Source organism: Buttiauxella sp. AC142 (genome assembly GCF_979253435.1).
In genome coordinates, this window is sequence record NZ_CEEDCH010000001.1 from 1,162,368 (window position 1) to 1,185,892 (window position 23,525).

Annotated in this window: 20 protein-coding genes; 10 read left to right on the plus strand and 10 right to left on the minus strand. The window is 53.5% G+C overall.

The features are described from left to right. Positions 1–21 precede the first annotated feature (21 nt). From menD to menE, 5 genes are read left to right on the plus strand one after another with little or no spacing between them, the layout of a single operon-like run. Positions 22–1,692, plus strand: a complete 1,671-nt coding sequence (gene menD, locus AC0IWZ_RS05290) for a 2-succinyl-5-enolpyruvyl-6-hydroxy-3-cyclohexene-1-carboxylic-acid synthase (protein WP_471677938.1) — start codon at positions 22–24, stop codon at positions 1,690–1,692. Continuing rightward, a complete protein-coding gene (gene menH / locus AC0IWZ_RS05295) occupies positions 1,689–2,471 on the plus strand; it encodes a 2-succinyl-6-hydroxy-2,4-cyclohexadiene-1-carboxylate synthase (protein WP_471677936.1) in 783 nt (260 codons plus the stop codon). The genes menD and menH overlap by 4 nt, the downstream gene beginning before the upstream one ends. Beyond that, a complete protein-coding gene (gene menB, locus AC0IWZ_RS05300; protein WP_034494062.1) occupies positions 2,468–3,325 on the plus strand; it encodes a 1,4-dihydroxy-2-naphthoyl-CoA synthase in 858 nt (285 codons plus the stop codon). Before menH ends, menB begins: the two co-directional genes overlap by 4 nt. Beyond that, complete coding sequence (gene menC, locus AC0IWZ_RS05305; RefSeq protein ID WP_471677934.1) at positions 3,325–4,290, plus strand: o-succinylbenzoate synthase; 966 nt, start codon at positions 3,325–3,327, stop codon at positions 4,288–4,290. The genes menB and menC overlap by 1 nt, the downstream gene beginning before the upstream one ends. Continuing rightward, positions 4,287–5,651: an o-succinylbenzoate--CoA ligase gene (gene menE / locus AC0IWZ_RS05310; RefSeq protein WP_471677933.1), complete on the plus strand. Its 1,365-nt coding sequence runs from the start codon at positions 4,287–4,289 to the stop codon at positions 5,649–5,651. Before menC ends, menE begins: the two co-directional genes overlap by 4 nt. A 45-nt stretch (positions 5,652–5,696) precedes the next feature. Here menE and AC0IWZ_RS05315 read toward each other — a convergent pair whose 3' ends face one another. The 3 genes from AC0IWZ_RS05315 to AC0IWZ_RS05325 are packed head-to-tail and all read right to left on the minus strand — an operon-like array spanning position 5,697 to position 8,653. After that, on the minus strand, positions 5,697–7,214 hold the full coding sequence (locus AC0IWZ_RS05315; protein WP_034494065.1) for a tripartite tricarboxylate transporter permease: 1,518 nt from the start codon (positions 7,212–7,214) through the stop codon (positions 5,697–5,699). A 14-nt stretch (positions 7,215–7,228) separates the two neighbouring features. Next, the gene (locus AC0IWZ_RS05320; RefSeq protein WP_034494066.1) at positions 7,229–7,660 is read right to left on the minus strand and encodes a tripartite tricarboxylate transporter TctB family protein; all 432 of its coding nucleotides are present in this window, start codon (positions 7,658–7,660) and stop codon (positions 7,229–7,231) included. 12 nt (positions 7,661–7,672) lie between these two features. Further along, positions 7,673–8,653, minus strand: a complete 981-nt coding sequence (locus AC0IWZ_RS05325) for a Bug family tripartite tricarboxylate transporter substrate binding protein (protein ID WP_471677931.1) — start codon at positions 8,651–8,653, stop codon at positions 7,673–7,675. Between the two features lie 132 nt (positions 8,654–8,785). Here AC0IWZ_RS05325 and tctD point away from each other — a divergent pair, with 132 nt between their 5' ends. The 4 genes from tctD (at position 8,786) to AC0IWZ_RS05345 (ending at position 12,859) form a co-directional block, all read left to right on the plus strand. Further along, the gene (gene tctD, locus AC0IWZ_RS05330; RefSeq protein ID WP_034494068.1) at positions 8,786–9,460 is read left to right on the plus strand and encodes a transcriptional regulator TctD; all 675 of its coding nucleotides are present in this window, start codon (positions 8,786–8,788) and stop codon (positions 9,458–9,460) included. Further along, entirely contained in the window at positions 9,447–10,853 is a 1,407-nt protein-coding gene (locus tag AC0IWZ_RS05335; protein WP_471677929.1) for a sensor histidine kinase, read from the plus strand. Before tctD ends, AC0IWZ_RS05335 begins: the two co-directional genes overlap by 14 nt. Positions 10,854–11,018: 165 nt before the next feature. Then, positions 11,019–11,561 (plus strand): YfaZ family outer membrane protein, encoded by a 543-nt coding sequence (locus AC0IWZ_RS05340; RefSeq protein WP_115630085.1) that lies wholly within the window; start codon positions 11,019–11,021, stop codon positions 11,559–11,561. Between the two features lie 101 nt (positions 11,562–11,662). Further along, positions 11,663–12,859 (plus strand): nicotinamide mononucleotide deamidase-related protein YfaY, encoded by a 1,197-nt coding sequence (locus AC0IWZ_RS05345; protein WP_471677927.1) that lies wholly within the window; start codon positions 11,663–11,665, stop codon positions 12,857–12,859. Positions 12,860–12,862: 3 nt separating this feature from the next. Here the strand turns inward: AC0IWZ_RS05345 and glpC are convergent, their stop codons facing one another. From glpC to glpA, 3 genes are read right to left on the minus strand one after another with little or no spacing between them, the layout of a single operon-like run. After that, the gene (gene glpC / locus AC0IWZ_RS05350) at positions 12,863–14,062 is read right to left on the minus strand and encodes an anaerobic glycerol-3-phosphate dehydrogenase subunit GlpC (protein ID WP_471677925.1); all 1,200 of its coding nucleotides are present in this window, start codon (positions 14,060–14,062) and stop codon (positions 12,863–12,865) included. Continuing rightward, on the minus strand, positions 14,059–15,318 hold the full coding sequence (gene glpB / locus AC0IWZ_RS05355) for a glycerol-3-phosphate dehydrogenase subunit GlpB (RefSeq protein WP_471677923.1): 1,260 nt from the start codon (positions 15,316–15,318) through the stop codon (positions 14,059–14,061). The genes glpC and glpB overlap by 4 nt, the downstream gene beginning before the upstream one ends. Beyond that, a complete protein-coding gene (gene glpA, locus AC0IWZ_RS05360; RefSeq protein WP_471677922.1) occupies positions 15,315–16,934 on the minus strand; it encodes an anaerobic glycerol-3-phosphate dehydrogenase subunit A in 1,620 nt (539 codons plus the stop codon). The genes glpB and glpA overlap by 4 nt, the downstream gene beginning before the upstream one ends. 237 nt (positions 16,935–17,171) lie before the next feature. Between glpA and glpT the strand changes: the two genes are divergently transcribed. Beyond that, positions 17,172–18,530 (plus strand): glycerol-3-phosphate transporter, encoded by a 1,359-nt coding sequence (glpT, locus tag AC0IWZ_RS05365; protein ID WP_471677921.1) that lies wholly within the window; start codon positions 17,172–17,174, stop codon positions 18,528–18,530. A 71-nt stretch (positions 18,531–18,601) separates the two neighbouring features. Here the strand turns inward: glpT and yfaE are convergent, their stop codons facing one another. The 4 genes from yfaE to ubiG all read right to left on the minus strand — a co-directional run bounded on the left by yfaE (position 18,602) and on the right by ubiG (position 23,409). Beyond that, complete coding sequence (gene yfaE / locus AC0IWZ_RS05370; protein WP_115630075.1) at positions 18,602–18,856, minus strand: class I ribonucleotide reductase maintenance protein YfaE; 255 nt, start codon at positions 18,854–18,856, stop codon at positions 18,602–18,604. A 3-nt stretch (positions 18,857–18,859) separates the two neighbouring features. Further along, on the minus strand, positions 18,860–19,990 hold the full coding sequence (gene nrdB, locus AC0IWZ_RS05375; RefSeq protein ID WP_034494083.1) for a class Ia ribonucleoside-diphosphate reductase subunit beta: 1,131 nt from the start codon (positions 19,988–19,990) through the stop codon (positions 18,860–18,862). A gap of 59 nt (positions 19,991–20,049) precedes the next feature. After that, on the minus strand, positions 20,050–22,335 hold the full coding sequence (gene nrdA / locus AC0IWZ_RS05380; protein WP_034494085.1) for a class 1a ribonucleoside-diphosphate reductase subunit alpha: 2,286 nt from the start codon (positions 22,333–22,335) through the stop codon (positions 20,050–20,052). Positions 22,336–22,689: 354 nt separating this feature from the next. Further along, positions 22,690–23,409, minus strand: coding sequence for a bifunctional 2-polyprenyl-6-hydroxyphenol methylase/3-demethylubiquinol 3-O-methyltransferase UbiG (gene ubiG, locus AC0IWZ_RS05385; protein WP_034494086.1), 720 nt, complete (start codon positions 23,407–23,409; stop codon positions 22,690–22,692). Positions 23,410–23,525: the final 116 nt, after the last annotated feature.

Consider the following 23,525-nt stretch of genomic DNA (forward strand, 5'->3'; position numbering starts at 1 on the left):
AAATTGACTCAGGACTGAACTATGTCGATAAGCTCGTTTAACCGCCGTTGGGCTACGGTAATCCTTGAAGCGCTAACTCGCCACGGCGTGCGCCATGTATGCATCGCGCCGGGTTCGCGTTCTACGCCGCTGACGCTTGGCGCGGCCGAAAACAGGGCTTTTATTTGCCATACGCACTTTGATGAGCGGGGTTTAGGGCATCTGGCATTAGGCCTGGCAAAAGCCAGTCAGGCTCCCGTCGCCATCATTGTGACCTCCGGCACGGCAGTTGCAAACCTCTATCCGGCCATCATTGAAGCCGGTTTGACGGGTGAAAAACTGGTGGTTCTCACCGCCGATCGTCCACCGGAACTTATTGATTGCGGTGCTAATCAGGCCATCCGCCAGCCTGGAATTTTTAGCTCCCATCCCACTGACTCGATTAACTTACCGCGTCCAACGCAGGATATTCCCGCTCGCTGGTTGGTTTCGACGATAGATCACGCACTCGGCCAGCAAACGGGCGGTGCCGTTCACATCAATTGTCCCTTTGCCGAACCGTTATACGGCGAACCTGATGAAACCGGCATGAGCTGGCAACAGGCGCTGGGTGACTGGTGGCAAAGTGATAAACCCTGGCTGCGCACCGGCTCCGCACAAGAAGCGGTGAAACAACGCGACTGGTTTTTCTGGCGGCAAAAACGCGGTGTGGTCGTAGCTGGGCGTTTGAATGCCGAAGAAGGAAAACACGTTGCCGCATGGGCAAAAATGCTCGGCTGGCCACTGATTGGCGATGTGCTCTCGCAAACGGGTCAACCGTTGCCCTGTGCGGATTTATGGTTAAGCAACAGCCAGGCGGTGACTGAACTTGCCGAAGCACAAATTATTATCCAGTTCGGCAGCAGCCTGACCGGAAAACGCGTGCTGCAATGGCAAGCGACCTGTGAGCCTGAAGAATACTGGCTGGTGGATAATCTACCCGGCCGACTCGACGCGGCAAACCATCGTGGCCGCCGCTTATCGTGTGATATTAGCGAGTGGCTGGAGCTGCATCCGGCTGAGAAACGCATGGCGTGGGATGAAAAATTAACCACGCTGGCAAAAATCGCGCAGCAGGCGGTGAAGAAAGGCACGACTGAATTTGGCGAAGCGCAAGTCGCCGCGCGCCTGCCTGAATTGTTACCGGATGCCGGGCAACTATTTGTCGGCAATAGCCTGATTGTTCGCCTGGTGGATTCTTTCGCACAATTGCCTGCGGGGTATCCGGTTTACAGCAACCGTGGCGCAAGCGGTATTGATGGTTTGCTCTCAACGGCGGCGGGGGTGCAACGCGCGACGGCACGCTCGACGATGGCCATTGTGGGCGATCTCTCAGCGCTTTACGACATGAACTCGCTGGCACTTTTACGTGAAGTCTCCGCGCCGTTTGTGCTGCTGATTGTGAATAACAATGGTGGGCAAATTTTCTCATTGTTGCCAACGCCTGCCGCTGAGCGCGAGCGCTTCTACTGCATGCCGCAAAACGTCAACTTTGCCCACGCCGCGGCAATGTTTAGTCTCAGTTACCATAACCCGGCAAGTTGGGACGAATTACAAACTGCCGTAGACCATGCCTGGCGTATGCCTCACGCGACAGTTATCGAGCTGACGGTGGGTGAAACTGACGGTGCGCAAACGTTGCAGCATTTGCTGGCGCAGGTCAGCCAGGCATGATTTTACATGCGGTTTTTCGTGAAGGGCGAGATGCAAATTTGCCATGCCTGGTCTGGCTGCACGGCTTTTTAGGCTGCCAGCAAGAGTGGCAACCTCTCAGTGACAACTTCACCGACTGGCCGCAACTGCACATTGATTTACCCGGTCACGGAAAATCTGCGGATATTTCGGTCGAAAACTTTCAACACGTTGATGAATTACTGCGTAAAACCCTTATTAGTTACAACATCCTAAAATACTGGCTGATTGGCTATTCACTTGGCGGGCGAGTGGGAATTTACCACGCCTGTCAGGGTGAAAATGCGGGTTTGCAGGGTTTGATTGTTGAAGGGAGTCACCCCGGCCTTGCGGATGAAAATGCGCGTGCTGAAAGGCAATCCAGCGACCAGCGTTGGGCGCAGCGATTGCGTACCGCCCCCCTAAAAGACGTGCTTGCAGACTGGTATCAACAGCCGGTATTTCATTCGCTCAATGATGAGCAGCGTCGCGAACTCATTGCTGTTCGCAGCCAGAATAATGCGTTAAGTCTCGCTGCTATGCTTGAAGCAACGTCATTAGGAAATCAGCCCAATTTGCAGGCCGCGCTACAACAATTACCGCAGCCTTTTTACTACATCTGTGGTGAGTGGGACGACAAGTTCCGTGCCGTGGCGCAAAGCTCAGGCCAGACACCACATCTTATTACTGCCGCAGGCCACAATGCGCACCGGGAAAACCCGGCCGCATTCAGTGCTTGCCTGCTCAACTTATTGCGAAAACCTGGCGAGGAAACACCATGATTTATCCAGATGAACAAATGCTCTATGCCCCAATTGAATGGCAGGATTGCTCGGAAGGTTACACCGATATTCGTTATCACAAATCTACCGATGGCATTGCGAAAATCACCATCAACCGCCCGGAAGTCCGCAACGCATTCCGTCCGCTGACCGTGAAAGAAATGATCAATGCGCTGGCTGATGCTCGATATGACGACAATATCGGCACCATCATTCTGACCGGCGAAGGCGAAAAAGCCTTCTGCGCAGGCGGCGACCAGAAAGTACGTGGCGATTACGGCGGCTATCAGGATGCAAGCGGCACTCACCACCTGAACGTGCTCGATTTCCAGCGCCAGATTCGTACCTGTCCAAAACCGGTTGTGGCGATGGTTGCTGGTTACTCCATCGGTGGCGGTCACGTGCTGCACATGATGTGCGACCTGACTATTGCCGCTGAAAACGCGGTCTTCGGCCAGACTGGCCCGAAAGTCGGTTCGTTCGATGGCGGTTGGGGTGCCTCTTACATGGCGCGTATCGTCGGCCAGAAAAAAGCCCGTGAAATTTGGTTCCTGTGCCGCCAGTACGACGCGAAAGAAGCGCTGGATATGGGCCTGGTCAACACTGTGGTGCCGAATGCCGACCTGGAAAAAGAGACCGTGCGCTGGTGTCGTGAAATGTTGCAAAACAGCCCAATGGCGCTGCGTTGCCTGAAGGCTGCGCTGAATGCCGATTGCGACGGCCAGGCGGGTCTGCAAGAACTGGCGGGTAACGCCACTATGCTGTTCTACATGACCGAAGAAGGTCAGGAAGGCCGCAACGCGTTCAACCAAAAACGCCAGCCGGACTTCAGCAAATTTAAACGGAATCCGTAATGCGTCGCGTCGAACTGTGGCGCTTTCAGGTGCCGATGGATGCGGGTGTGGTGCTGCGTGATCGGCGTCTGAAAACGCGTGACGGTCTGCTGGTGCGCCTGACAGACGGCGACAAACAAGGCTGCGGTGAGATTTCACCGTTGCCGGGTTTTAGCGCAGAAACGCTCGAAGAGGCGCAAAGCGTGGCGCAGGCCTGGCTACAGACCTGGCAAACGGGCCACAATGACGAATTGCCTGAAATGCCGTCGGTGGCATTTGGTCTGAGTTGCGCGCTGGCGGAAATCAGCGGTGAATTGCCACAGCAGGCGGATTACCGCGCCGCGCCGCTGTGTACCGGCGATCCAGACGAACTGTTTGCCATGCTTGCCGCTATTCCCGGCGAGAAAATCGCCAAGGTGAAAGTCGGTCTGTACGAAGCTGTGCGCGATGGCATGGTGGTCAATTTGTTGCTCGAAGCGATGCCTGATTTGCGTTTGCGTCTTGATGCGAACCGTGGATGGACACCGCTCAAAGCGCAGCAGTTCGCCAAATATGTGAACCCGGATTTCCGCCCGCGCATCGCGTTTATCGAAGAACCGTGCAAAACACGCGAGCAGTCGCGCGAATTTGCTCGTGAAACCGGTATCGCCATCGCCTGGGATGAAAGCCTGCGTGAACCTGATTTTGAATTTGCCGCCGAACCGGGGCTGAGTGCGGTCGTTATCAAGCCCACTTTAACCGGCAGCCTGGCGAAAGTTCGTCAACAGGTCGAGCAAGCCCATGCGCTGGGGTTGACGGCGGTCATCAGTTCGTCGATTGAATCAAGCCTCGGCCTGACACAACTGGCGAGAATTGCCGCGTGGTTAACGCCGCAAACTTTACCCGGCCTGGATACGCTGTCGTTGATGCAGGCGCAGTTAGTGCGCGAATGGCCAAATAGCCCGCTTCCGTGCTGGTCACTGGAATCCCTTGAGCGAGTGTTATGAGTTTTCAAGATTTTCCGTGGCAACACTGGGCGCAAATTCACGGTAGTCAACTCGCGCTGACGTTAGGGCATGAAAGCCTGACCTGGCGCGAGTTGTGCCAGCGTGTTGATCGGCTGGCAGGCGGTTTCCAGCAACAAGGTTTGCGTGCGGATCAAGGCGTCGTGCTGCGCTCGAAAAACAGCCCGGAAATGGTGCTGGCGTTCCTCGCGTTATTGCAATGTGGGGCGCGTGTTTTACCGCTTAATCCGCAATTACCAGATTCATTACTTGAGCAATTACTTCCTGAGCTGACCATTAGCCATGCGCTTACTTTCGGCTCACCGCTCACCGTTGCGCATATAAATACGTTAACGTGGGTGGAAGGCGAGGATTATCATGCCGAGTGGCAGCCCTCGCGATTTGCCTCGATGACGCTGACCTCTGGCTCCACGGGTTTGCCAAAAGCCGCGGTGCATACCGTTGCGGCGCATCTTGCCAGCGCCGCTGGGGTGTTGGCGGTAATGAACTATGGTGCGAGCGATAGCTGGTTGCTTTCATTGCCGCTGTTCCATGTCTCCGGGCAGGGTATTTTGTGGCGCTGGTTGTTGGCAGGCGGTTGCATGGTGGTGCGTGATTTACACCCGTTGGATGAAGCGCTGCAAGGCTGCACTCACGCCTCTCTCGTCCCGACGCAACTCTGGCGTTTGCTGGAGCGCTCATCTCGCCTGGCGTTGCGCGAAGTGTTACTGGGTGGGGCGGCTATTCCCGTTGAACTCACTCAGGCGGCACAGGAAAAAGGGATCAATTGCTGGTGTGGTTATGGCTTAACGGAGCTGGCATCAACGGTGTGCGCTAAACGCGCTGACGGGTTGCCGGATGTTGGCGAAGCATTGCCGGGTCGCGAAGTTAAAGTCGTTGATGAAGAAGTGTGGATTCGTGCCAGCAGCCTGGCTTCAGGTTACTGGAAATCAGGCGTTGTGCAGCCGCTGGTGAATGCGGAAGGCTGGTTTGCCACCCGCGATCGTGGCGTTTTACATGGCCGTCGGCTGACAATTATTGGCCGTCTCGACAACCTGTTTTTCAGCGGTGGAGAAGGGATCCAGCCGGAAGAAATTGAAAGCGTTATCGCGCAGCACCCGGCAGTCAGACTGGCGTTTGTCGTCCCGGTTGATGATCCCGAATTCGGCCATCGCCCGGTGGCGGTCGTTGAAGCCGATGAAGATTTTGATATATCGCTGCTGACCGAATGGCTACAGGGCAAAGTGGCGCGTTTTCAGCAGCCCGTGCGCTGGCTGCGTTTGCCGGATGAGATGAAGCAGGGCGGGATTAAGATTTCGCGTTTGCAATTAACGTTATGGGTAAAGCGGGTGGCTAAAATTTAGACCCACCCGCTTGATTTAATGTCGGGGACGCTGCGTTTGCCCGACCTACAAACCTGATTCTAATACTGATTTATTACGATGGCGGCGAATCAAACGCAGAACCGGCGGCACAACGATAACCACAATCGCCATAATCAACAGGCTTTTCGCCACGCCACTTTCCCACAGAATGCTCAACCCGCCGTTGCTGATAGACAGCGCGCGACGCAGGTTTTGCTCGAGCATTTCCCCGAGAACAAAACCCAGAATCAGCGGCGACATCGGGAAGTGCATCTTCCGCAGGATATAACCCAGCACACCCAGCCCGACCATCAACAGCAAGTCGAAAGTGGTGCTGTGTACCGCATAAACGCCCACCGCAGAAACGGCAGCAATTGCAGGCACCAGGAACCACAGTGGAATACTCAACATCTTCGTAAAGAAGCCAATGAGCGGGATATTCATAATCAGCAGCATCACGTTGGCAATCAGCAGTGACGCAATCAATCCCCAAACGATATCCGGCTGCTCGGTAAACATGGCCGGGCCTGGCGTGATGTTGTAAAGCGTCAGCGCGCCCATCATCACCGCCGTGGTGCCGGAACCTGGAACACCCAGCGTTAACATCGGGATAAACGAACCGCAGGCCGAAGCATTGTTTGCCGCTTCCGGCGCGGCCACGCCGCGAATATCGCCTTTACCAAAGGTTTCGCTATTACCGCTGATTTTCTTCTCGGTCATATAGGCAATGGCACTGGCGATGGTGGCTCCCGCGCCCGGCAGAATGCCGACGAAGAAACCGATAACCGAAGAACGCAACGTTGCCCCGGTGCATTGTGCGGCTTCCTTCATGTTAAACATCATGCGCCCGGTTTTGCGGACCAGAACCTGCCCACTGCTGGTGCTCTCGAGCATTAACAGGATTTCTGAAACCGAGAACAGGCCAATAACCACCACAATAAATTGCACACCGTCGGAGAGGTGAACGCTATCAAATGTGAAGCGATATACCCCGGTGTTGGCATCCACTCCGACGGTGGCAAGACCCAGACCAATCAACGCTGCAAGGAACGACTTCAGCGGATTTTGCGCCATCATGCTGCCAAGGCAGGCAATGGCAAAAACCATTAAGGCAAAGTATTCCGCAGGGCCAAATGCCAGCGACCACTGCGCCAGTGCTGGAGCAAAAAGGATGATGCCGGTGATGGCCAGCAATGAACCGATAAACGAACTCACTGCAGAAATGGACAACGCCACGCCACCGCGACCTTCTTTTGCCATCGGGTAGCCATCGAGCGCGGTCATGATGGCAGCCGCATCCCCCGGCACGTTAAGCAGTATTGATGAGATACGCCCTCCGTATTCGCATCCAATGTAGACCGTAGCCAGCAGAATCAGCGCGGACTCCGGTGGTAATTTCAGAGCGAACGCCAGCGGCAGCAAAATCGCTACGCCGTTAATTGGGCCGAGGCCCGGCAGCAGCCCGACGATGGTGCCGACAAAGCAGCCAATCAGGGCAATCATCAGGTTTTCCGGCGTCAGGGCAACGGCAAAACCCTGCGATAAATAGAACCAAGTGTCCATGGGTAAATTCTCCGCTAGTTCAGCCAAACGCCGAGAGGAAGGGTCACATCTAACAGGCGGTCGAACGAGTAAAACAACACGCCGCCCATCACCACGCCGGAAATTAATGCCGCCGGAATTGTCGCGCCAAACAACATGCCGAAACAGGCGGTGAGGAGCGTCGTTGCCAGTGGGAAACCGAGCCATTCAAACGTCCAGGCATACAGCGCCAGGCTGATGACCATAATCACCAGGCGTTGCAACGTTCGGCGATGCGGCCATTCCACAACATCCGGGTGGCGTAAAATTAACAGCACCGCGCACATCAACATCAGGCCGAGAATAGCCATGGGAAACGGGCGTGGCCCGACGGGTTCGTAGCTGTATTCGCTCTGAATTTGCCAGCCGACAAACAGGCCGCCAATGCACAGAACAATCCAGATCCCGGCAAAAATACGATCGCTCATCATCGCCTCCGGTTACTTAGCAAGCCCAAACGCTTTGGCTTGTTCGCGATAACCCGTCACTTGTTTCTTCACGTAGTCATCCAGTTCTTTGCCGCTCATGTTGAACTCGAACAGGCCGCGCAAGTCACGTTGCTTTTTGAAATCTTCGGTTTGCTGGAGCTTGTTAAAGGTGTCGACCCACCACTGATATTCCGCATCAGTCACTTTCGGGCCGACGTAGAAGCCGCGAATAATCGGCCATACCAGGTCAAAACCTTGCTCTTTTGCGGTAGGGATTTTTGCCAGTTCGCCAGGCAGACGCTCTTCAGAGAACACTGCCAGCACGCGCAGTTTGTCGCCGTTGAGATATGGCACCATTTCGCTCAAATCGCCCGATACCGCTTGCACATGGTTGCCCATCAACGCGGTAACCGGCTCGCCGCCGCCCTCGAAGGCGACGTAACGCATCTTGTGCGGATCGACATGGGCTTTTTGCGCAAGCAGCGCGGTTTTCATCCAGTCCTGGCTGCCGATAGATGCACCCGCACCAATCACCACGCTGTTAGGATCTTTTTCCATCGCCGCGAGCAGCGATTTCAAATCTTTCCATGGCGAGTCAGCACGCACCGCAATCATGCCGTAATCGGTGCCAACACTTGCCAGCCAGCGCACATCATCCACGCCATAACGGCCAAACTTACCTTGCGACAGGTTCAGCAGAGAGCCGCCGGAAAATGCGACCACCGTTCCCGCTTCGGCAGGGCGCTGGGCAACAATCGCGTTATAGGCCACCGCGCCAACGCCGCCTGGCATATAAGTGACGCGCATCGGTTTTTCAAGCACGCCGGTTTCTTGCAGGCTGACCTGAATCAGTTTGCAGGTCAGGTCAAAACCGCCGCCGGGTTTAGCAGGAGCGATACATTCGGTGCGGGATGGGACTTCTGCTGCCAGCGTATTAAAAGCAGTTAACAACAAAACTGAAGCGGTAAGGGCAGAGAGTAGGGTTCGTTTCATTTTCATCCTCACGTTAAACCGGTAGATGTTTCTCATTATGTGAGCCGCCTTGCAGTAGCTCGGTTGCGTGATTGTTAAGTCATTAACCTTTCATTTACCTTTCATGCATGCCGAAACTTTACAGGATGTGATATGCGTCTCTTACTGGCGGAAGATAACCGTGAGCTGGCTCACTGGCTGGAGAAAGCCCTGATACAAGCGGGCTTTGCCGTAGATTGTGTGTTTGACGGCCACGCCGCCGACCATCTATTACAAAACGAACGTTATGCGGTCGCGGTGATGGATATCGGGATGCCGAGAATGGATGGTCTTGAGGTTTTACAGCGTTTGCGCAAGCGCGGGCAGACGCTGCCGGTACTGTTGCTGACGGCGCACAGCGCGGTGAGTGACCGAGTGAAAGGATTGAATACCGGAGCAGACGATTATTTGCCGAAACCGTTTGAATTAGAGGAACTCGATGCGCGACTGCGGGCGCTGGTGCGGCGCAGCGAAGGACAAATCCATGAGCAGCAGCAATTGGGGCAGCTCGGTTTACATGATGACGGCTATTTTCTGCTGGAGAATAAACCGCTGGCATTAACCCCGCGTGAACACGCCATTTTGACGGTGCTGATGTACCGCCGCACGCGCCCGGTTCCCAAACAGCAACTGTTTGAACAGGTGTTTAGTTTGAGCGATGAAGCCAGCCCGGAAAGTATCGAGCTATATATTCATCGGCTACGTAAGAAATTGGCCAGCAGTAATGTGCAAATCACCACGCTGCGCGGGCTTGGCTACGTGCTGGAGTGCAGCGATGCAAACCATTAAGCCGCAATCGTTATTCGGACAATTGCTGCTTTTTCTCGGTTTACCGCTGTTTATTTTGTGGGGGTTTTCTGCGGTCAGCAGTTATTTGAGCGCGATGAATGCCGCGACTCAAGCCTACGACCGCACTTTGCTGGCCTCGACCCGCACCGTCGCAGAACAACTTGTGGTCAATGACGGGAAGCTTGTCGTTGATGTGCCGTGGGTGGTGCTCGACAGCTTTGAGCGCAACATGAATGACCGGCTGTATTACAAAGTCACCGACACGCAAGGCAAGGTGATTTCAGGTTATGACGATCTCCCCGACATGCCTGAAAACACGCCCGGCACTGAACTTTACCCGGCATTGGCGTGGTTCTATAACGCCACCTATCGCGGGCAAGAATTGCGCGTGGCACGTCTGCTCCAGCCGGTTAACGAGGGTGGGGTAAACGGTATGGCGCAAATTATCGTTGCCGAAACCGTTCAATCAAGGTACTACCTGGCGGTACGTTTATTGGCTTCTGCCACGCTCACTCAGGGCGGCCTGGTGTTACTGACGTTAACGCTTGCCTGGCTATTATTACGACGCGTACTCAAGCCGATGCGCCAGCTTTCGGTGCAAATGGTGCGCCGTGACCCAGGCGATTTAACGCCATTGCCCGATTTATTGCCCTGGTCGGAAACCCGCTTATTGATTGTTTCGTTTAACCGCTACATCGAAAGCCTGCGCGGCGTACTGGCCCGGCAATCGCGGTTCAGCGCAGATGCTTCTCACCAGTTGCGAACGCCATTAACCGTGCTAAAAACCCAGGCCGCCGTTGCGCTCAGTAGCCCTGATCCGATGCAGTGGCGCGAAAGCCTGGTCGCGATGCAAACTACGCTCGATAGCACCATCCACTTAACCGAACGTTTATTACAGCTTTCACGTTTAAGCCGCCTTGACCAGACAGAGAGGCAGGCTATGGAGCTGGTGGATTTGGTGAAAATCGCCCAGGCGTGCTGTTTCTCGAGCATGGCGCAGGCGAGAAGTAAAAATATCGATCTGGGGTATGAAGGATTAGACGAGGTATGGATAACGGGCGAGCCTGTTTTGCTGGCTGAGATGTGCATTAACCTGCTGGATAACGCGCTGAAATATACGCCCGAAAATGGCGTGGTGACGATTCGGGTAACTCGTGATGAAACGCAATTTGCCTGGCTGGAAATCGAGGATAGCGGCCCAGGCATTGAGAGCGGGCTGGTTCGCCATGCGCTGATGCCGTTCCATCGTTTAGATAATAGTGCTGCGCAAAGCGGGGCGGGAATTGGACTGGCGCTGGTGAATGATATCGCACGTTATCACCGGACAAAACCTGAGTTATTGCGCGCAGAATCGGGCGGATTGCTGGTGAAAATTAAACTGGCTGCGGTTTAACAACAGCCGGGGGAAAAATCCATCGACTCTCGCCTTGGCCTTTCATTTTCATTTTCTTACAAACGAAAGACAAAAAGCATTTCTAACAGATTGATTACATCAATACTGGCTGTAAAATCGGCCTCTTTTCAGGGACATCCCTTTTTACTGCTTAGGATTGAAAGCATGAACAAATTATTAATAGCAACTGTTGCCGGTTTGGCTCTCGTTTCAGCATCAGCAAGCGCGATTAGCATCAGTGGCCAGGCGGGTGAAAAATACACCAACGTGGCAGTTGGCTTTGGTCAAGATTCTGCAGGCCTGACGATGAACGGCAACTACGCACATAACGATGACGACGGCGATACCGCTGGTTTAGGCCTGGGTCTGAATGTGCCATTGGGTCCATTTATGGGTACCGTGGGTGGCCGTGCGGTATATCTGAATCCAAAAGATGGCGATGAAGGTTACGCCGTTGCCGTCGGCGGCGGTTTGAGCTGGAAAATCTTCGACAGCTTCTCCGTGTTTGGTGATTACTACTACTCCCCAGACTCTCTCTCAAGCGGCGTAAAAGATTATCAAGAAGCTAGCGCTGGCGCACGCTGGACCATTATACGTCCAATTACCGTCGAAGCCGGTTATCGCTATATTGGCGTTGATGGCAAAGATGGCAACCGCGATAACGCCATTGCAGACGGCCCGTACGTCGGCGTTTCCGCCGGTTTTTAATTTATCCAGGCCGCAGCAGCTCTGCTGCGGCTTACTCATTTCCCGCCGATCTTCATCCGCTTGAGTTATAGTAATTCGTTCCCTTCCCGCGGAGTTTAACAATGATAAAAGTGGAAATGCTGTCTACCGGCGACGAAGTGCTGCATGGTCAAATTATTGATACCAACGCAGCCTGGCTTGCTGATTACTTTTTTAACCAGGGTTTACCGTTGTCGCGCCGTAACACGGTGGGTGACAGTCTTGACGATCTCATTGCAGTGCTCAAAGAGCGCAGCGAGCAGGCCGATATTCTGATTGTGAACGGTGGACTTGGGCCAACCAGCGACGATCTCAGTGCGCTTGCCGCCGCCACTGCCGCAGGTGTGGAACTGGTGATGCATCAGGAATGGCTTGCGCAAATGGAGCGTTTCTTTGCCGAGCGTGGGCGTGAAATGGCACCGAGCAATCGCAAACAAGCGCTGATTCCTGCAACCAGCGAAATGGTGGATAACCCGGTCGGCACCGCGTGTGGTTTTGCGCTGCAACTCAACCGCTGCCTGATGTTTTTCACTCCCGGCGTGCCTTCTGAATTTAAAGTGATGGTCGAGCAACAAATCATGCCGCGCTTGCGCGAACGCTTTGTTCTGCCTGAACCTCCAGTTTGCCTGCGTCTGACGACGTTTGGGCGCTCTGAAAGTGAACTGGCACAAAGCCTTGAACCGATCCCGTTGCCGGAAGGCGCAGTGATGGGCTATCGCTCATCCATGCCAATTATCGAGCTAAAACTGACCGGCCCTGCCACGCAGCGCGCAGCAATGGAAGCCATCTGGCCTGAAGTTCAGCGCGTGGCCGGTGAAAGCACCATTTTTGAAGGGACTGAGGGTTTGCCTGCGCAGTTGGCGCAACGTCTGCGCGACCAATCGCTCAACGTGGCGGTCAGCGAGCAATTCACCGCCGGGCTGCTGTGTTTGCAACTCTCCAGCGCACAAGCGCCGCTGGGTAACAGTGAAGTGCTTTCCGCGCGCCCTGAAACCCTGATGCAAATCACTGAGCGTGCAAAGGCCTTCGCGCTGCAAGCGGGGAGTGCGGTGGCGCTGGTGGTCGGGTGCCTCGATGACGAGCATCTGAATTTCGCCCTGCACACGCCAAAAGGCACTTACGGTCTGCAAGTGAAGTTTAGCGTGACCCGCCACGCCTTGCGCACCCGCCAGGAAGTCTGCGCGATGATGGCATTAAACATGCTGCGCCGCTGGCTCAATGGGCAGGATGTTGCCGCCGAGCATGGCTGGGTTAACGTTGTTGACTCACTAGAAATCTAAAAGCTAAGCGAGCGCTCGGGCTAATAGCGTAATCGGGTGCTCGCATTTTTTACTGGTAGACATCTCAATCTGCCATTTACAAGTTTCGCAATCCGTCACGACTAAATCGACCCTGCTTTCTTCTATTTGCTGGAATAACGTCGCTCCAATGCTTTGCGACGTATTATAGTTTTCCTTTTTAAATCCATAGGTTCCGGCAATCCCGCAGCATTGAGACTCCAGTATTATCAGCTCCACGCCTGGCAGACGGCGTAATAAATCGAGCGTATATAACGACCAACCCATTTTCTCCATGTGGCATGGCGTGTGGTAGGCGATTCGTAACGGCAATGCTTTAAGCTTTAGCTCTTTCCCGCTTTCCAGCTGCTTCCAGATAAAACGTGTCGCCAGTTCTATATGGTCGCGCATCGGGCGAGTATCGATGTCCAACACCTGCGGGTATTCGTCACGTAAAGTAAACGTGCAGGTGGAAGACGTGGCAATGACCGGAAGCCCTTGCTCAATCACCGCTTTCTCCAGAGAGGCGGCATTAATCGCGGCCTGTTTTTTAGCTTTGTCGATAAAACCGTTGGCAATCAATGGCACGCCACAGCATTTTTCCCGCTCCAGCAATTGCACACCAAATCCCATGGCGTTCATCACGCGGACTAAATCTTTGCCGAGATCGGAGTGGTTGTAATTAACGTAGCAGCCGTGGAAAAACGCGACCTGTTCCGCAAAAGCTTTTTGAGCGGCGGCTTGTTTGCGATACCAGCCGCGAAACGTGCCGGAAGAGTATTTGGGTAATTCGCGATGACCGTCAATGCCGAGGGTTTTATCGAGCAAATTGCGCACCGGTTTGAGCGACGTCGCAGTGTTGACCAGCGGTGCAAACGGCGTCGAGAGCGTGCCCATTAAATCGGTATGGCTGAGAATGGCATCTCTTAGATTGAACCTGGATTTACCGTAGCGAGCCTTAGCGCGTTGAATAATATCGCCAATTTTCACATCAGACGGACAGGCCACTTCGCAACGTTTGCAGTTGGTGCAATATTTCAATGCATCATCGTAAAGCGCTGCATCTTTCAGGCGCAGGCGTTCGCCATCTGGCCCGGATTGCTTCGGGCCTGGATAATCAGGATTGACCCGGCTCACCGGGCAAACGGTGGTACAAACGGTGCATTTAATACAGTTTTCGAAACTCTTTTCATCAAGCAGATTCATTGGTTTCTCCCCTGAATCTCAAGAATTTGCCGGGCGACATGCAGAGCGCCCATCATTGAAACACCTGCGCCACATCCTTGTTCGATGGGGTCGAAGCCCGCGAGCACCGAGCCGATAGCAAACAGATTTTCAATACGCTGCCCGTCACGAGAAGGGTGAAAGTGTTCATCAACGATAACGCCCGCCTGCAAATAAGGTTGCGGGCTGAAAAAATCCTCTTTGCTCCAGCCTTCACGCTGCGCCGGGGCACGAACATCAAGACCAAAAATAGCTTCGCGGATGCCGTCAAATTTCGCTTGCAGGCCATTACTGAAAAAGCTGCCGCTGGCGAGCACAACATGCCTGGCTCGTAGAGGGACTTCACCGTGATTGCGGGTGAACAGTGCGCGGACGTTATTATTCTCTACTTCCGTGTTCACGACGGCATCACCGGGCATGATGATTCCGCCCAGTTGCTGGAAACGGCGGCGCAATTGTTGGGACATGCGCATGCCGAGCACTGACGGTGGGAGTGTGGGCAGCAGGTGCAGTGGGCAGGATAACTGGCGGCTGATATTCTGCCAGGCGAGTGAGTTTTCGCTTCCCAGACAAGCCGGAAGGAAGAGGGCGTCGGTGTTGTTCGCCAGCGCTTTTAACTCCTCAATAAGCAGGCGCTGCTGCTCTGGCATATCCAACACGCGGGCGATGTTGGCGGCGCGAAATTCGCTGGAGTTGTTACGCAGCGTGTCTAAGGCAGGAAGCGTCAGCTCGGCTACTTGAACCTCAATATTATTATCAGCAAGCGAACCGGCGACCAGCTCAGGCTGGAAATCAAGAAAACCGGCAATCCCGACCACCGTAATGCGCTGCCACGCGAGGGGAGCCACAGGAATTTCTTCCGGGCTTAACCACGTCGCACGTTGTGTTCCCAGCGGTGTGATGCGCTGATGATTTTGCTGATAACTTCCTGTGAGCGTGATATTACACCGGGCAAGCAGGGCCTCGCTTTCGGTCGCATAACGGCAGACGTTATCTGCACCCATCAGGCTGTAAGGGTGTTCAGGGGCTTGTTGTTTCAGGGCTTCGAGTGCGTTTAAAGGTGAGTTTACCGGGCTGCCGTCGGGCAATTGCGCCAGCAAATCCAGCGAACCTGACGAAAAATGCAATGCGCTTTGCCCCCGGCTGACGATAGCGCAATGAAGACCCGCCTCCGCCAGACGAATCCCGCATACCAGTCCGGCTAAACCACCGCCAATAATCAGGCTGTCGAATTTCATTGTGGTGATCCTTTTTTTAGCCCGCACAACCCCTGGTACACCCAGGCGGTGAACTCGCTTTCCCTCAGTGCATCATCCCAGGCTATCGGGCGAATACCTTTCCAGCGTTCATTGAGAAAAGTGGACAGCTGCTCGAGCGATTGCGCGGGTGTTGAGGTGCCAAAACGTTGTAATAAACCCGCGGCGCGACAGGCGCAAAGTTCCCCCTGGCAAGTCCCCATTCCCACGCGGGTGCGGCGGCGCAAATCACCAAGATTACTGACGGCCAGATTGTTAACCGCGTAACGGACTTCGCCTGCGGTGACCGCTTCACACTCACAAACCAGACTGTTGCTCAGACGATCCCCAGCCAACAACTGCCCGGCGCGGTCGCCATGACGCCAGACCGCCGATCGCCGGATAGTGAGGGGTAAAGAAATGACTTTGCTCAGGGTTTCTTCCGGAGAACTTCCTGAGCCTGGAAGCGGCTCCGTTGCGGTGGAGCAAGCCTGGGTATTACCGAGCTTTTCACAAACTGCGTTCGTCGCCCATTCTGCCATCAGGCGATATGTCATCAGTTTGCCGCCGGTGATGGTGATAAACCCGTCCATCCCGTCGCGCTTTGCGTGATCAAGCAGCACGATCCCTCGGCTGGCGTTGCGCCCGGTCGGATCGTTGTCGCTTGCTACCAGCGGGCGCACTCCTGCGTAAGCGCGCAGAATACGAGTCGCCGCGAGTTTTGGCGCCAGTTTCGAGCCTTCACGAATCAGGATATCGACCTCTTGCGGCGTGACGCGCATATTGTCGATTTGGTCATATTCAATGGGCGTGGAAGTGGTGCCAATCAGTGAAATAGTATCGCCGGGCACCAGAATATCGGCGTCAGCAGGTTTGCGGCAGCGGTTGATCACCATGTTATTGATGCGATGGCCAAGAATGAGCAGCGAGCCTTTTGCGGGCAGCATTCGTACCCGCAAATCAGCATATTCCGCGATGCGCTGGCCCCAAATCCCGGCCGCATTCACCACTACACTTGCGTATAAATCGTGCTGTTGTTGGGTTTGGTGGTTATAGACGCGCACCCCACAAACCCGATCGCTGTTGCGAATCAGGCCAGTGACTTCCTGGCCGGTGAGAATTTCAGCGCCGTGCTCTCTGGCATCCAGCATATTGGCGGCGGTCAGGCGGAAGGGGTCGACGGTGCCATCAGGCACGCGAACAGCACCAATCAACTCAGGGTTTGCGGCCGGTTCCAGGCGTAATGCTTCTTTGGGTTCGATACGCTGAGCATCAATTCCCGCGTCCTGGCAGGAGGCGATGAATATACTCTGGAGGGATAAATCATCTTCGGGAAGGGTGATAAACAGGCCGTCTGTGCGTTCGATACAATGGCGAGCGATGCGTTTAAGGATGCGGTTTTCTTCAATGCATTCTCTGGCCGATTCGCTGTCCGTCATGGCGTACCGCGCGCCGCTGTGGAGTAAGCCGTGGTTTCGCCCCGTCGCCCCGGTGGCGATATCGTGTCTTTCGAGCAGCAGCGTTTGCAACCCGCGACGGGCGCAGTCGCGGGCAATTCCCGCACCGGTTGCGCCACCGCCGATAATAATGACATCCCTCTCTTTGCGTCCCGTCGCCATGCTCTGCTCCTGAAAAATTCTCTTGAACACAATTGAGCCACAAATCAATTTTCAAATGTTTGATATCGAGCAAATTCGAGCATAAATCGAAAGTAAAGTGTGATGTTATGCACCTTTTCGACAGTTTGTAATAAAAATGTAATATGTTGTGGGGTGTTTCACACTAACTCACCCCGATAATCCTTAACATGCGCTCGCAAATGAACATGGCTTATAAACCCTGCCACGGAGGCATTTATGCTAAGCATTTTCAAACCTGCCGCACACCAGCCCCGGCTAAAGAGCGAGCACATTGACCCAACTTATAAACGCCTGCGCTGGCAAATTTTTATGGGGATTTTCTTCGGTTACGCCGCCTATTACCTGGTGCGTAAAAACTTCACGCTGGCGATGCCGTACTTGATTGAGCAAGGTTTCTCGCGCGGGGATTTAGGATTCGCGCTTTCCGGTATTTCTATCGCCTACGGCTTTTCAAAATTCATCATGGGGTCAGTCTCTGACCGCTCGAACCCACGCGTTTTCTTACCTGCCGGTTTGATTCTGGCGGCAGCCGTGATGCTATTTATGGGGTTTGTGCCATGGGCGACATCCAGCATCGCGGTGATGTTCGTGCTGCTGTTCCTCTGTGGTTGGTTCCAGGGCATGGGCTGGCCGCCGTGCGGGCGCACCATGGTTCACTGGTGGTCGAAGAAAGAGCGTGGCGGAATTGTTTCTGTCTGGAACTGCGCCCATAACGTAGGCGGTGGCTTGCCGCCGTTGCTGTTCTTACTTGGGATGGCGTGGTTTAACGACTGGCACGCAGCTCTTTATATGCCAGCCTTTGCAGCGATTCTGGTGGCGCTGATTGCTTTTGCATTAATGCGCGACACCCCGCAATCCTGCGGCTTGCCGCCCATTGAAGAGTACAAAAACGATTACCCAGACGACTACAATGAAAAAACGGAAGAAGAGCTGACGGCGAAGCAAATCTTCATGCAGTACGTTTTCCCTAACCGCCTGCTGTGGTACATCGCCATTGCGAACGTTTTTGTCTACTTGCTGCGTTACGGCATTCTCGACTGGTCGCCAACGTATCTGAAAGAAGTGAAGCACTTCGCGCTGGATAAATCTTCCTGGGCTTATTTCCTTTATGAATACGCCGGGATCCCAGGGACGCTGCTGTGTGGCTGGATGTCGGATAAAGTGTTCCGCGGCAACCGTGGCGCAACCGGTGTGTTCTTTATGATTCTGGTGACGATTGCGACCATTGTTTACTGGCTGAACCCGCCGGGAAATCCGGGTGTGGATATGGCATGTATGATTGTGATTGGCTTCCTGATCTACGGCCCGGTGATGCTGATTGGCCTACATGCGCTGGAACTGGCACCGAAAAAAGCAGCGGGAACGGCTGCGGGCTTCACTGGCTTGTTCGGCTATCTCGGTGGGTCGGTCGCAGCGAGCGCCATTGTGGGTTATACCGTTGATTTCTTCGGCTGGGATGGCGGCTTTATGGTGATGATCGGCGGCAGTATTATGGCCGTGATTCTGCTGCTGGTGGTGATGGTGGGTGAAAACAAACATCACCAGGAAATGAAAGCGCGGGAAGAGAAAGGCTAAAAACGTCAAAGGAATGCCGGATGACGCTGCGCTTATCCGACCTACAACAGAGGTTGTAGGCTGGATAAGCGTTACATCTCGATTTCAATATCGCCATGCGCCTGGCAGCAACAGGGAAGTATTTCACCGGGCTGGATAAACGCCAGCGGTTCGGTAAGCCACTTAACCTGACCCGCAATTAAGCGAGTCCGGCAGGAGCCGCAATAACCTTCCCGACACTGATACTCAACAGTGACCTGATGTGATTCAAGCGTCGCCAGCAGGGAAGGGTGTTCTTCCCCACATAACAGTTGTGCGCCGGATTTGCGTAATGTAATGCGGCTCATGGCTTAAAGCTGGAAATTGCTCAGGTCGTCAGCATCGACATTAGAGTCAATCTGGCCAACAAGATAAGAGCTGACTTCCACTTCCTGCGGTGCCACTTGCACGTTATCCGACACCAGCCACGCGTTGATCCATGGGATTGGATTTGAACGTGTCTTGAATGGCAAATCCAGGCCGACTGCCTGCATACGGATGTTGGTAATGTAATCAACATACTGGCAAAGAATGTCTTTGTTCAGGCCGATCATCGAACCGTCGCGGAACAGATAGCTTGCCCACTCTTTTTCTTGCTCGGCGGCCAGTACAAACAGGTCGTAACATTCCTGGCGGCATTCCACGGCGATTTCTGCCATTTCCGGGTCGTCTTCGCCGGAACGCATCAGGTTCAGCATATGCTGAGTCCCGGTTAAATGCAGCGCTTCGTCACGGGCAATCAGTTTGATGATTTTGGCGTTGCCTTCCATCAGTTCGCGCTCGGCGAAAGCGAAGGAGCAGGCGAAGCTGACATAGAAGCGAATTGCTTCCAGCGCGTTCACGCTCATCAGGCACAGATAAAGTTGGCGTTTCAGGGCGCGCAGATTCACGGTCACGGTTTTTCCGTTGACGTTGTGCGTGCCTTCACCCAGCAGATGCCAGTAGCTGGTCATTTCAATCAAGGTATCGTAGTAACCGGAGATATCTTTCGCACGCTTTAAGATTTCCTGGTTGGTCACGATATCGTCAAACACAATCGCCGGATCGTTAACGATGTTGCGGATGATATGGGTGTAAGAACGCGAGTGGATCGTTTCGGAAAACGCCCACGTTTCAACCCAGGTTTCCAGCTCAGGGATGGAAATCAGCGGCAGCAGCGCCACGTTCGGACTACGGCCCTGAATGGAGTCCAGCAGCGTCTGGTACTTCAGGTTGCTGATGAAGATGTGTTTTTCATGATCCGGCAGCGCCTGGTAGTCGATACGATCGCGTGAAACGTCAACTTCTTCCGGACGCCAGAAGAAAGAAAGTTGCTTTTCGATCAGCTTTTCGAAGATGTCATATTTTTGCTGATCGTAGCGTGCCACGTTAACCGGCTGGCCAAAGAACATTGGCTCAGCGAGTTGATCGTTTTTCGTCTGTGAGAAAGTGGTGTATGCCATGAAATCAAATCCTGTAATGCGTCGAAAAAATCCCCTCAACAAGGTGAGGGGATTTTAAGTTAGATTTTACATGCGCCGCTTTCGCAGCCATCGTCCTGGATAGAAGGTGCCAGGTCGTCTTGCGCATCTTCTGCGCCGTCTCGGGTGTTCTGATAGTAAAGCGTTTTGACACCGAATTTATAGGCGGTGAGCAAATCTTTGAGCAATTGCTGCATCGGCACTTTGCCTGACGGGAAGCGCGATGGGTCATAGTTGGTGTTAGCAGAGATCGACTGGTCGATAAATTTCTGCATCAAACCCACTAATTGCAGGTAGCCGTCGTTGTTTGGCAGATCCCACAGCAGCTCATAATTATCTTTCAGCTTTTCATAATCCGGAACGACCTGGCGCAGAATACCGTCCTTCGACGCTTTAATGCTGATATGGCCGCGTGGTGGCTCGATACCGTTAGTCGCGTTGGAAATCTGCGATGAGGTTTCAGACGGCATCAATGCAGAAAGCGTTGAGTTACGCAGGCCGTGGGTCTTGATTGACTCGCGCAGTGCTTCCCAATCCAGATGCAGCGGCTCATTGCTGATCACATCCAGATCTTTCTTATATGTGTCGATTGGCAGAATGCCTTGTGCATAGGTGGTTTCGTTGAACCACAAGCATGGGCCTTGCTCTTTCGCCAGTTCGTTCGACGCTTTCAGCAGGTAATACTGAATGGCTTCGAAGGTTTTGTGCGTCAGGTTGTTGGCGCTACCGTCGGAGTAACGAACGCCATTTTTCGCCAGGTAGTAGGCGAAGTTAATCACGCCTACGCCCAGAGTACGGCGGCCCATCGCACCACGTTTCGCGGCAACAATTGGGTAATCCTGGTAATCAAGCAGCGCATCCAGAGCGCGTACTGCCAGAATCGCCAGCTCTTCGAGTTCATCGAGGCTTTCGATGGCGCCAAGATTGAATGCCGACAGCGTACACAGTGCAATTTCACCGTCTTCGTCGTTGATGTCATTCATTGGTTTGGTCGGCAGCGCGATTTCCAGGCACAGGTTAGACTGGCGAACTGGCGCGATAGCCGGATCAAACGGGCTGTGGGTGTTGCAGTGGTCGACGTTCTGAATATAGATACGGCCCGTTGACGCACGTTCTTGCATCATCAGCGAGAACAGCTCAACGGCTTTCACGCGCTGTTTGCGGATGCTGTTGTCTTTCTCGTATTTGGTGTACAGCTGCTCGAATTTTTCCTGGTCGGCAAAGAATGCGTCGTACAGGCCTGGGACGTCAGACGGGCTGAACAGGGTGATGTCTTCGCCTTTCAACAAACGGGTGTACATCAGTTTGTTGATTTGCACGCCGTAATCCATATGGCGCACGCGGTTGCCTTCAACACCACGGTTGTTTTTCAGTACCAGCAGGCTTTCAACTTCCAGATGCCACATTGGGTAGAACAGTGTCGCAGCACCGCCACGCACGCCGCCCTGAGAGCAGGATTTCACTGCGGTCTGGAAGTGTTTGTAGAACGGGATACAGCCGGTGTGGAACGCTTCACCGCCGCGAATCGGGCTACCCAGCGCACGGATACGACCGGCGTTGATACCGATGCCTGCACGTTGGGAAACGTATTTCACAATCGCGCTGGAAGTGGCGTTGATGGAATCCAGGCTGTCGCCGCACTCGATCAGGACACAAGAGCTGAACTGGCGAGTTGGGGTACGCACGCCAGACATAATTGGCGTCGGCAGAGAGATTTTGAACAGGGAAACCGCATCGTAAAAACGCTTCACATAGCTCAGACGCGTTTCACGCGGATAACCAGAGAACAGGCACGCTGCAACCAGAATGTAGAGGAACTGGGCGCTCTCGTAGATTTCACCGGTGACACGGTTTTGAACCAGGTATTTACCTTCAAGCTGTTTCACCGCGGCGTATGAGAAGCTCATGTCGCGATCGTGGTCGAGGTAATCGTCCATCTGCTTGAACTCTTCTTCCGTGTAGTCTTCCAGCAGATGTCTATCGTATTTGCCCATCTCAACCATTTTTACAACATGGCTGTACAGTTTTGGCGGCTCAAACTCACCGTAAGCTTTTTTACGCAGATGGAAAACCGCCAGGCGTGCAGCCAGATACTGGTAATCAGGTGCTTCACGAGAGATTAAATCGGCAGCGGCTTTGATAATGGTTTCATGAATATCAGAAGTTTTGATGCCGTCATAAAACTGAATGTGTGAGCGCAGTTCAACTTGCGATACGGATACGTTGTTTAAGCCTTCGGCGGCCCAATCCAGAACTCGGTGGATTTTATCCAGATCGATGCGCTCAGTGCGACCGTCACGTTTTGTAACCAGCAGACTCTGATTCATGTGAGTGTGTACCTGTCCGTGAAATGAAAAATACCCCGGTTATCCACAGTTAGCGACTTGTGGCTAACCTTGTGGATAAATACTATATGTAGGGGGTTATGGATTACTTGATCACTATATGGTGAGTATTCTAGTAACTAATCGGCTGAGAACAAGTATTGATTTCGAGATGAATTTAAGGTTGTGACAAGCAGAATTTCGCTAAGTCCACGTCACATAAGGCCTGTGACAATTGTCAATGGGATGCAAAAAAAATGATATTTTTGATCGAGTGCTGATTTCTTAAACTTAATGGATAATTGCGCAACTTGATGTTGCGCAAAAACCATAAGATTCACCTATGAGAAAGCAGGTTTATGCTTCGGTATGCAGCATGTAGTTAACATCAACACCTGGCGCGAGTTTGAAGGTGTTGGTCAGCGGGTTGTAATGTAACCCGGTCATGTGACGTTCGCGCAGTTGAGTCTCATCAACCCAGGACAGCAATTCCGCAGGTTTGATAAACTTTTTAATATCATGCGTGCCTTTTGGCACCATGCGTAGAATGTATTCCGCGCCAACGACCGCCATCAGCCAGGATTTGCCATTACGGTTGAGGGTCGAGAAAAAGACATGGCCGCCTGGTTTGACGAGTTTTGCACAGGCCGCAACGACCGATTTCGGATCGGGCACATGTTCCAGCATTTCCATGCAGGTCACAACGTCGTACTTTCCAGCAAATTTTTCGGCGTGCTGTTCAACAGTTTCCTGAACGTAATCCACCTGAATACCGCTTTCCAGGGCATGAAGTTTAGCCACTTGTAACGGTTCGAATCCCATATCCAGGCCAGTCACATTCGCCCCTTCGCGCGCCATGCTTTCTGCCAGAATTCCGCCGCCGCAGCCAACATCAAGCACCGTTTTACCGAATAACCCACCCGCACGCTGGCTGATATAGCCCAAACGCAGCGGATTAATACGGTGAAGCGGTTTAAATTCGCCTTCTAAATCCCACCAGCGTGAGGCAACGGCTTCGAATTTAGCGATTTCATCATGGTCGACGTTCTGGATTACCGGTTGGTTTTCGGCATTCATGGGCTGCTTACTCCTTGCTTGTTTCGTGGCGGAAGTATACGAATTATTTAGGGTAGATGTGTAGTTCTTCTGGTTTCCCCACAGTCGGGCGATTGTGTTATAATTTGCGACCTTTG

What these genes read in the sequence shown, in the direction of transcription:
- menD (WP_471677938.1), top strand. Translation starts at nt 22, where the DNA reads ATGTCGATAAGCTCGTTTAACCGCCGTTGGGCTACGGTAATCCTTGAA.
- menH (WP_471677936.1), top strand. Translation starts at nt 1,689, where the DNA reads ATGATTTTACATGCGGTTTTTCGTGAAGGGCGAGATGCAAATTTGCCA.
- menB (WP_034494062.1), top strand. Translation starts at nt 2,468, where the DNA reads ATGATTTATCCAGATGAACAAATGCTCTATGCCCCAATTGAATGGCAG.
- menC (WP_471677934.1), top strand. Translation starts at nt 3,325, where the DNA reads ATGCGTCGCGTCGAACTGTGGCGCTTTCAGGTGCCGATGGATGCGGGT.
- menE (WP_471677933.1), top strand. Translation starts at nt 4,287, where the DNA reads ATGAGTTTTCAAGATTTTCCGTGGCAACACTGGGCGCAAATTCACGGT.
- AC0IWZ_RS05315 (WP_034494065.1), bottom strand. Translation starts at nt 7,214, where the DNA reads ATGGACACTTGGTTCTATTTATCGCAGGGTTTTGCCGTTGCCCTGACG.
- AC0IWZ_RS05320 (WP_034494066.1), bottom strand. Translation starts at nt 7,660, where the DNA reads ATGAGCGATCGTATTTTTGCCGGGATCTGGATTGTTCTGTGCATTGGC.
- AC0IWZ_RS05325 (WP_471677931.1), bottom strand. Translation starts at nt 8,653, where the DNA reads ATGAAACGAACCCTACTCTCTGCCCTTACCGCTTCAGTTTTGTTGTTA.
- tctD (WP_034494068.1), top strand. Translation starts at nt 8,786, where the DNA reads ATGCGTCTCTTACTGGCGGAAGATAACCGTGAGCTGGCTCACTGGCTG.
- AC0IWZ_RS05335 (WP_471677929.1), top strand. Translation starts at nt 9,447, where the DNA reads ATGCAAACCATTAAGCCGCAATCGTTATTCGGACAATTGCTGCTTTTT.
- AC0IWZ_RS05340 (WP_115630085.1), top strand. Translation starts at nt 11,019, where the DNA reads ATGAACAAATTATTAATAGCAACTGTTGCCGGTTTGGCTCTCGTTTCA.
- AC0IWZ_RS05345 (WP_471677927.1), top strand. Translation starts at nt 11,663, where the DNA reads ATGATAAAAGTGGAAATGCTGTCTACCGGCGACGAAGTGCTGCATGGT.
- glpC (WP_471677925.1), bottom strand. Translation starts at nt 14,062, where the DNA reads ATGAATCTGCTTGATGAAAAGAGTTTCGAAAACTGTATTAAATGCACC.
- glpB (WP_471677923.1), bottom strand. Translation starts at nt 15,318, where the DNA reads ATGAAATTCGACAGCCTGATTATTGGCGGTGGTTTAGCCGGACTGGTA.
- glpA (WP_471677922.1), bottom strand. Translation starts at nt 16,934, where the DNA reads ATGGCGACGGGACGCAAAGAGAGGGATGTCATTATTATCGGCGGTGGC.
- glpT (WP_471677921.1), top strand. Translation starts at nt 17,172, where the DNA reads ATGCTAAGCATTTTCAAACCTGCCGCACACCAGCCCCGGCTAAAGAGC.
- yfaE (WP_115630075.1), bottom strand. Translation starts at nt 18,856, where the DNA reads ATGAGCCGCATTACATTACGCAAATCCGGCGCACAACTGTTATGTGGG.
- nrdB (WP_034494083.1), bottom strand. Translation starts at nt 19,990, where the DNA reads ATGGCATACACCACTTTCTCACAGACGAAAAACGATCAACTCGCTGAG.
- nrdA (WP_034494085.1), bottom strand. Translation starts at nt 22,335, where the DNA reads ATGAATCAGAGTCTGCTGGTTACAAAACGTGACGGTCGCACTGAGCGC.
- ubiG (WP_034494086.1), bottom strand. Translation starts at nt 23,409, where the DNA reads ATGAATGCCGAAAACCAACCGGTAATCCAGAACGTCGACCATGATGAA.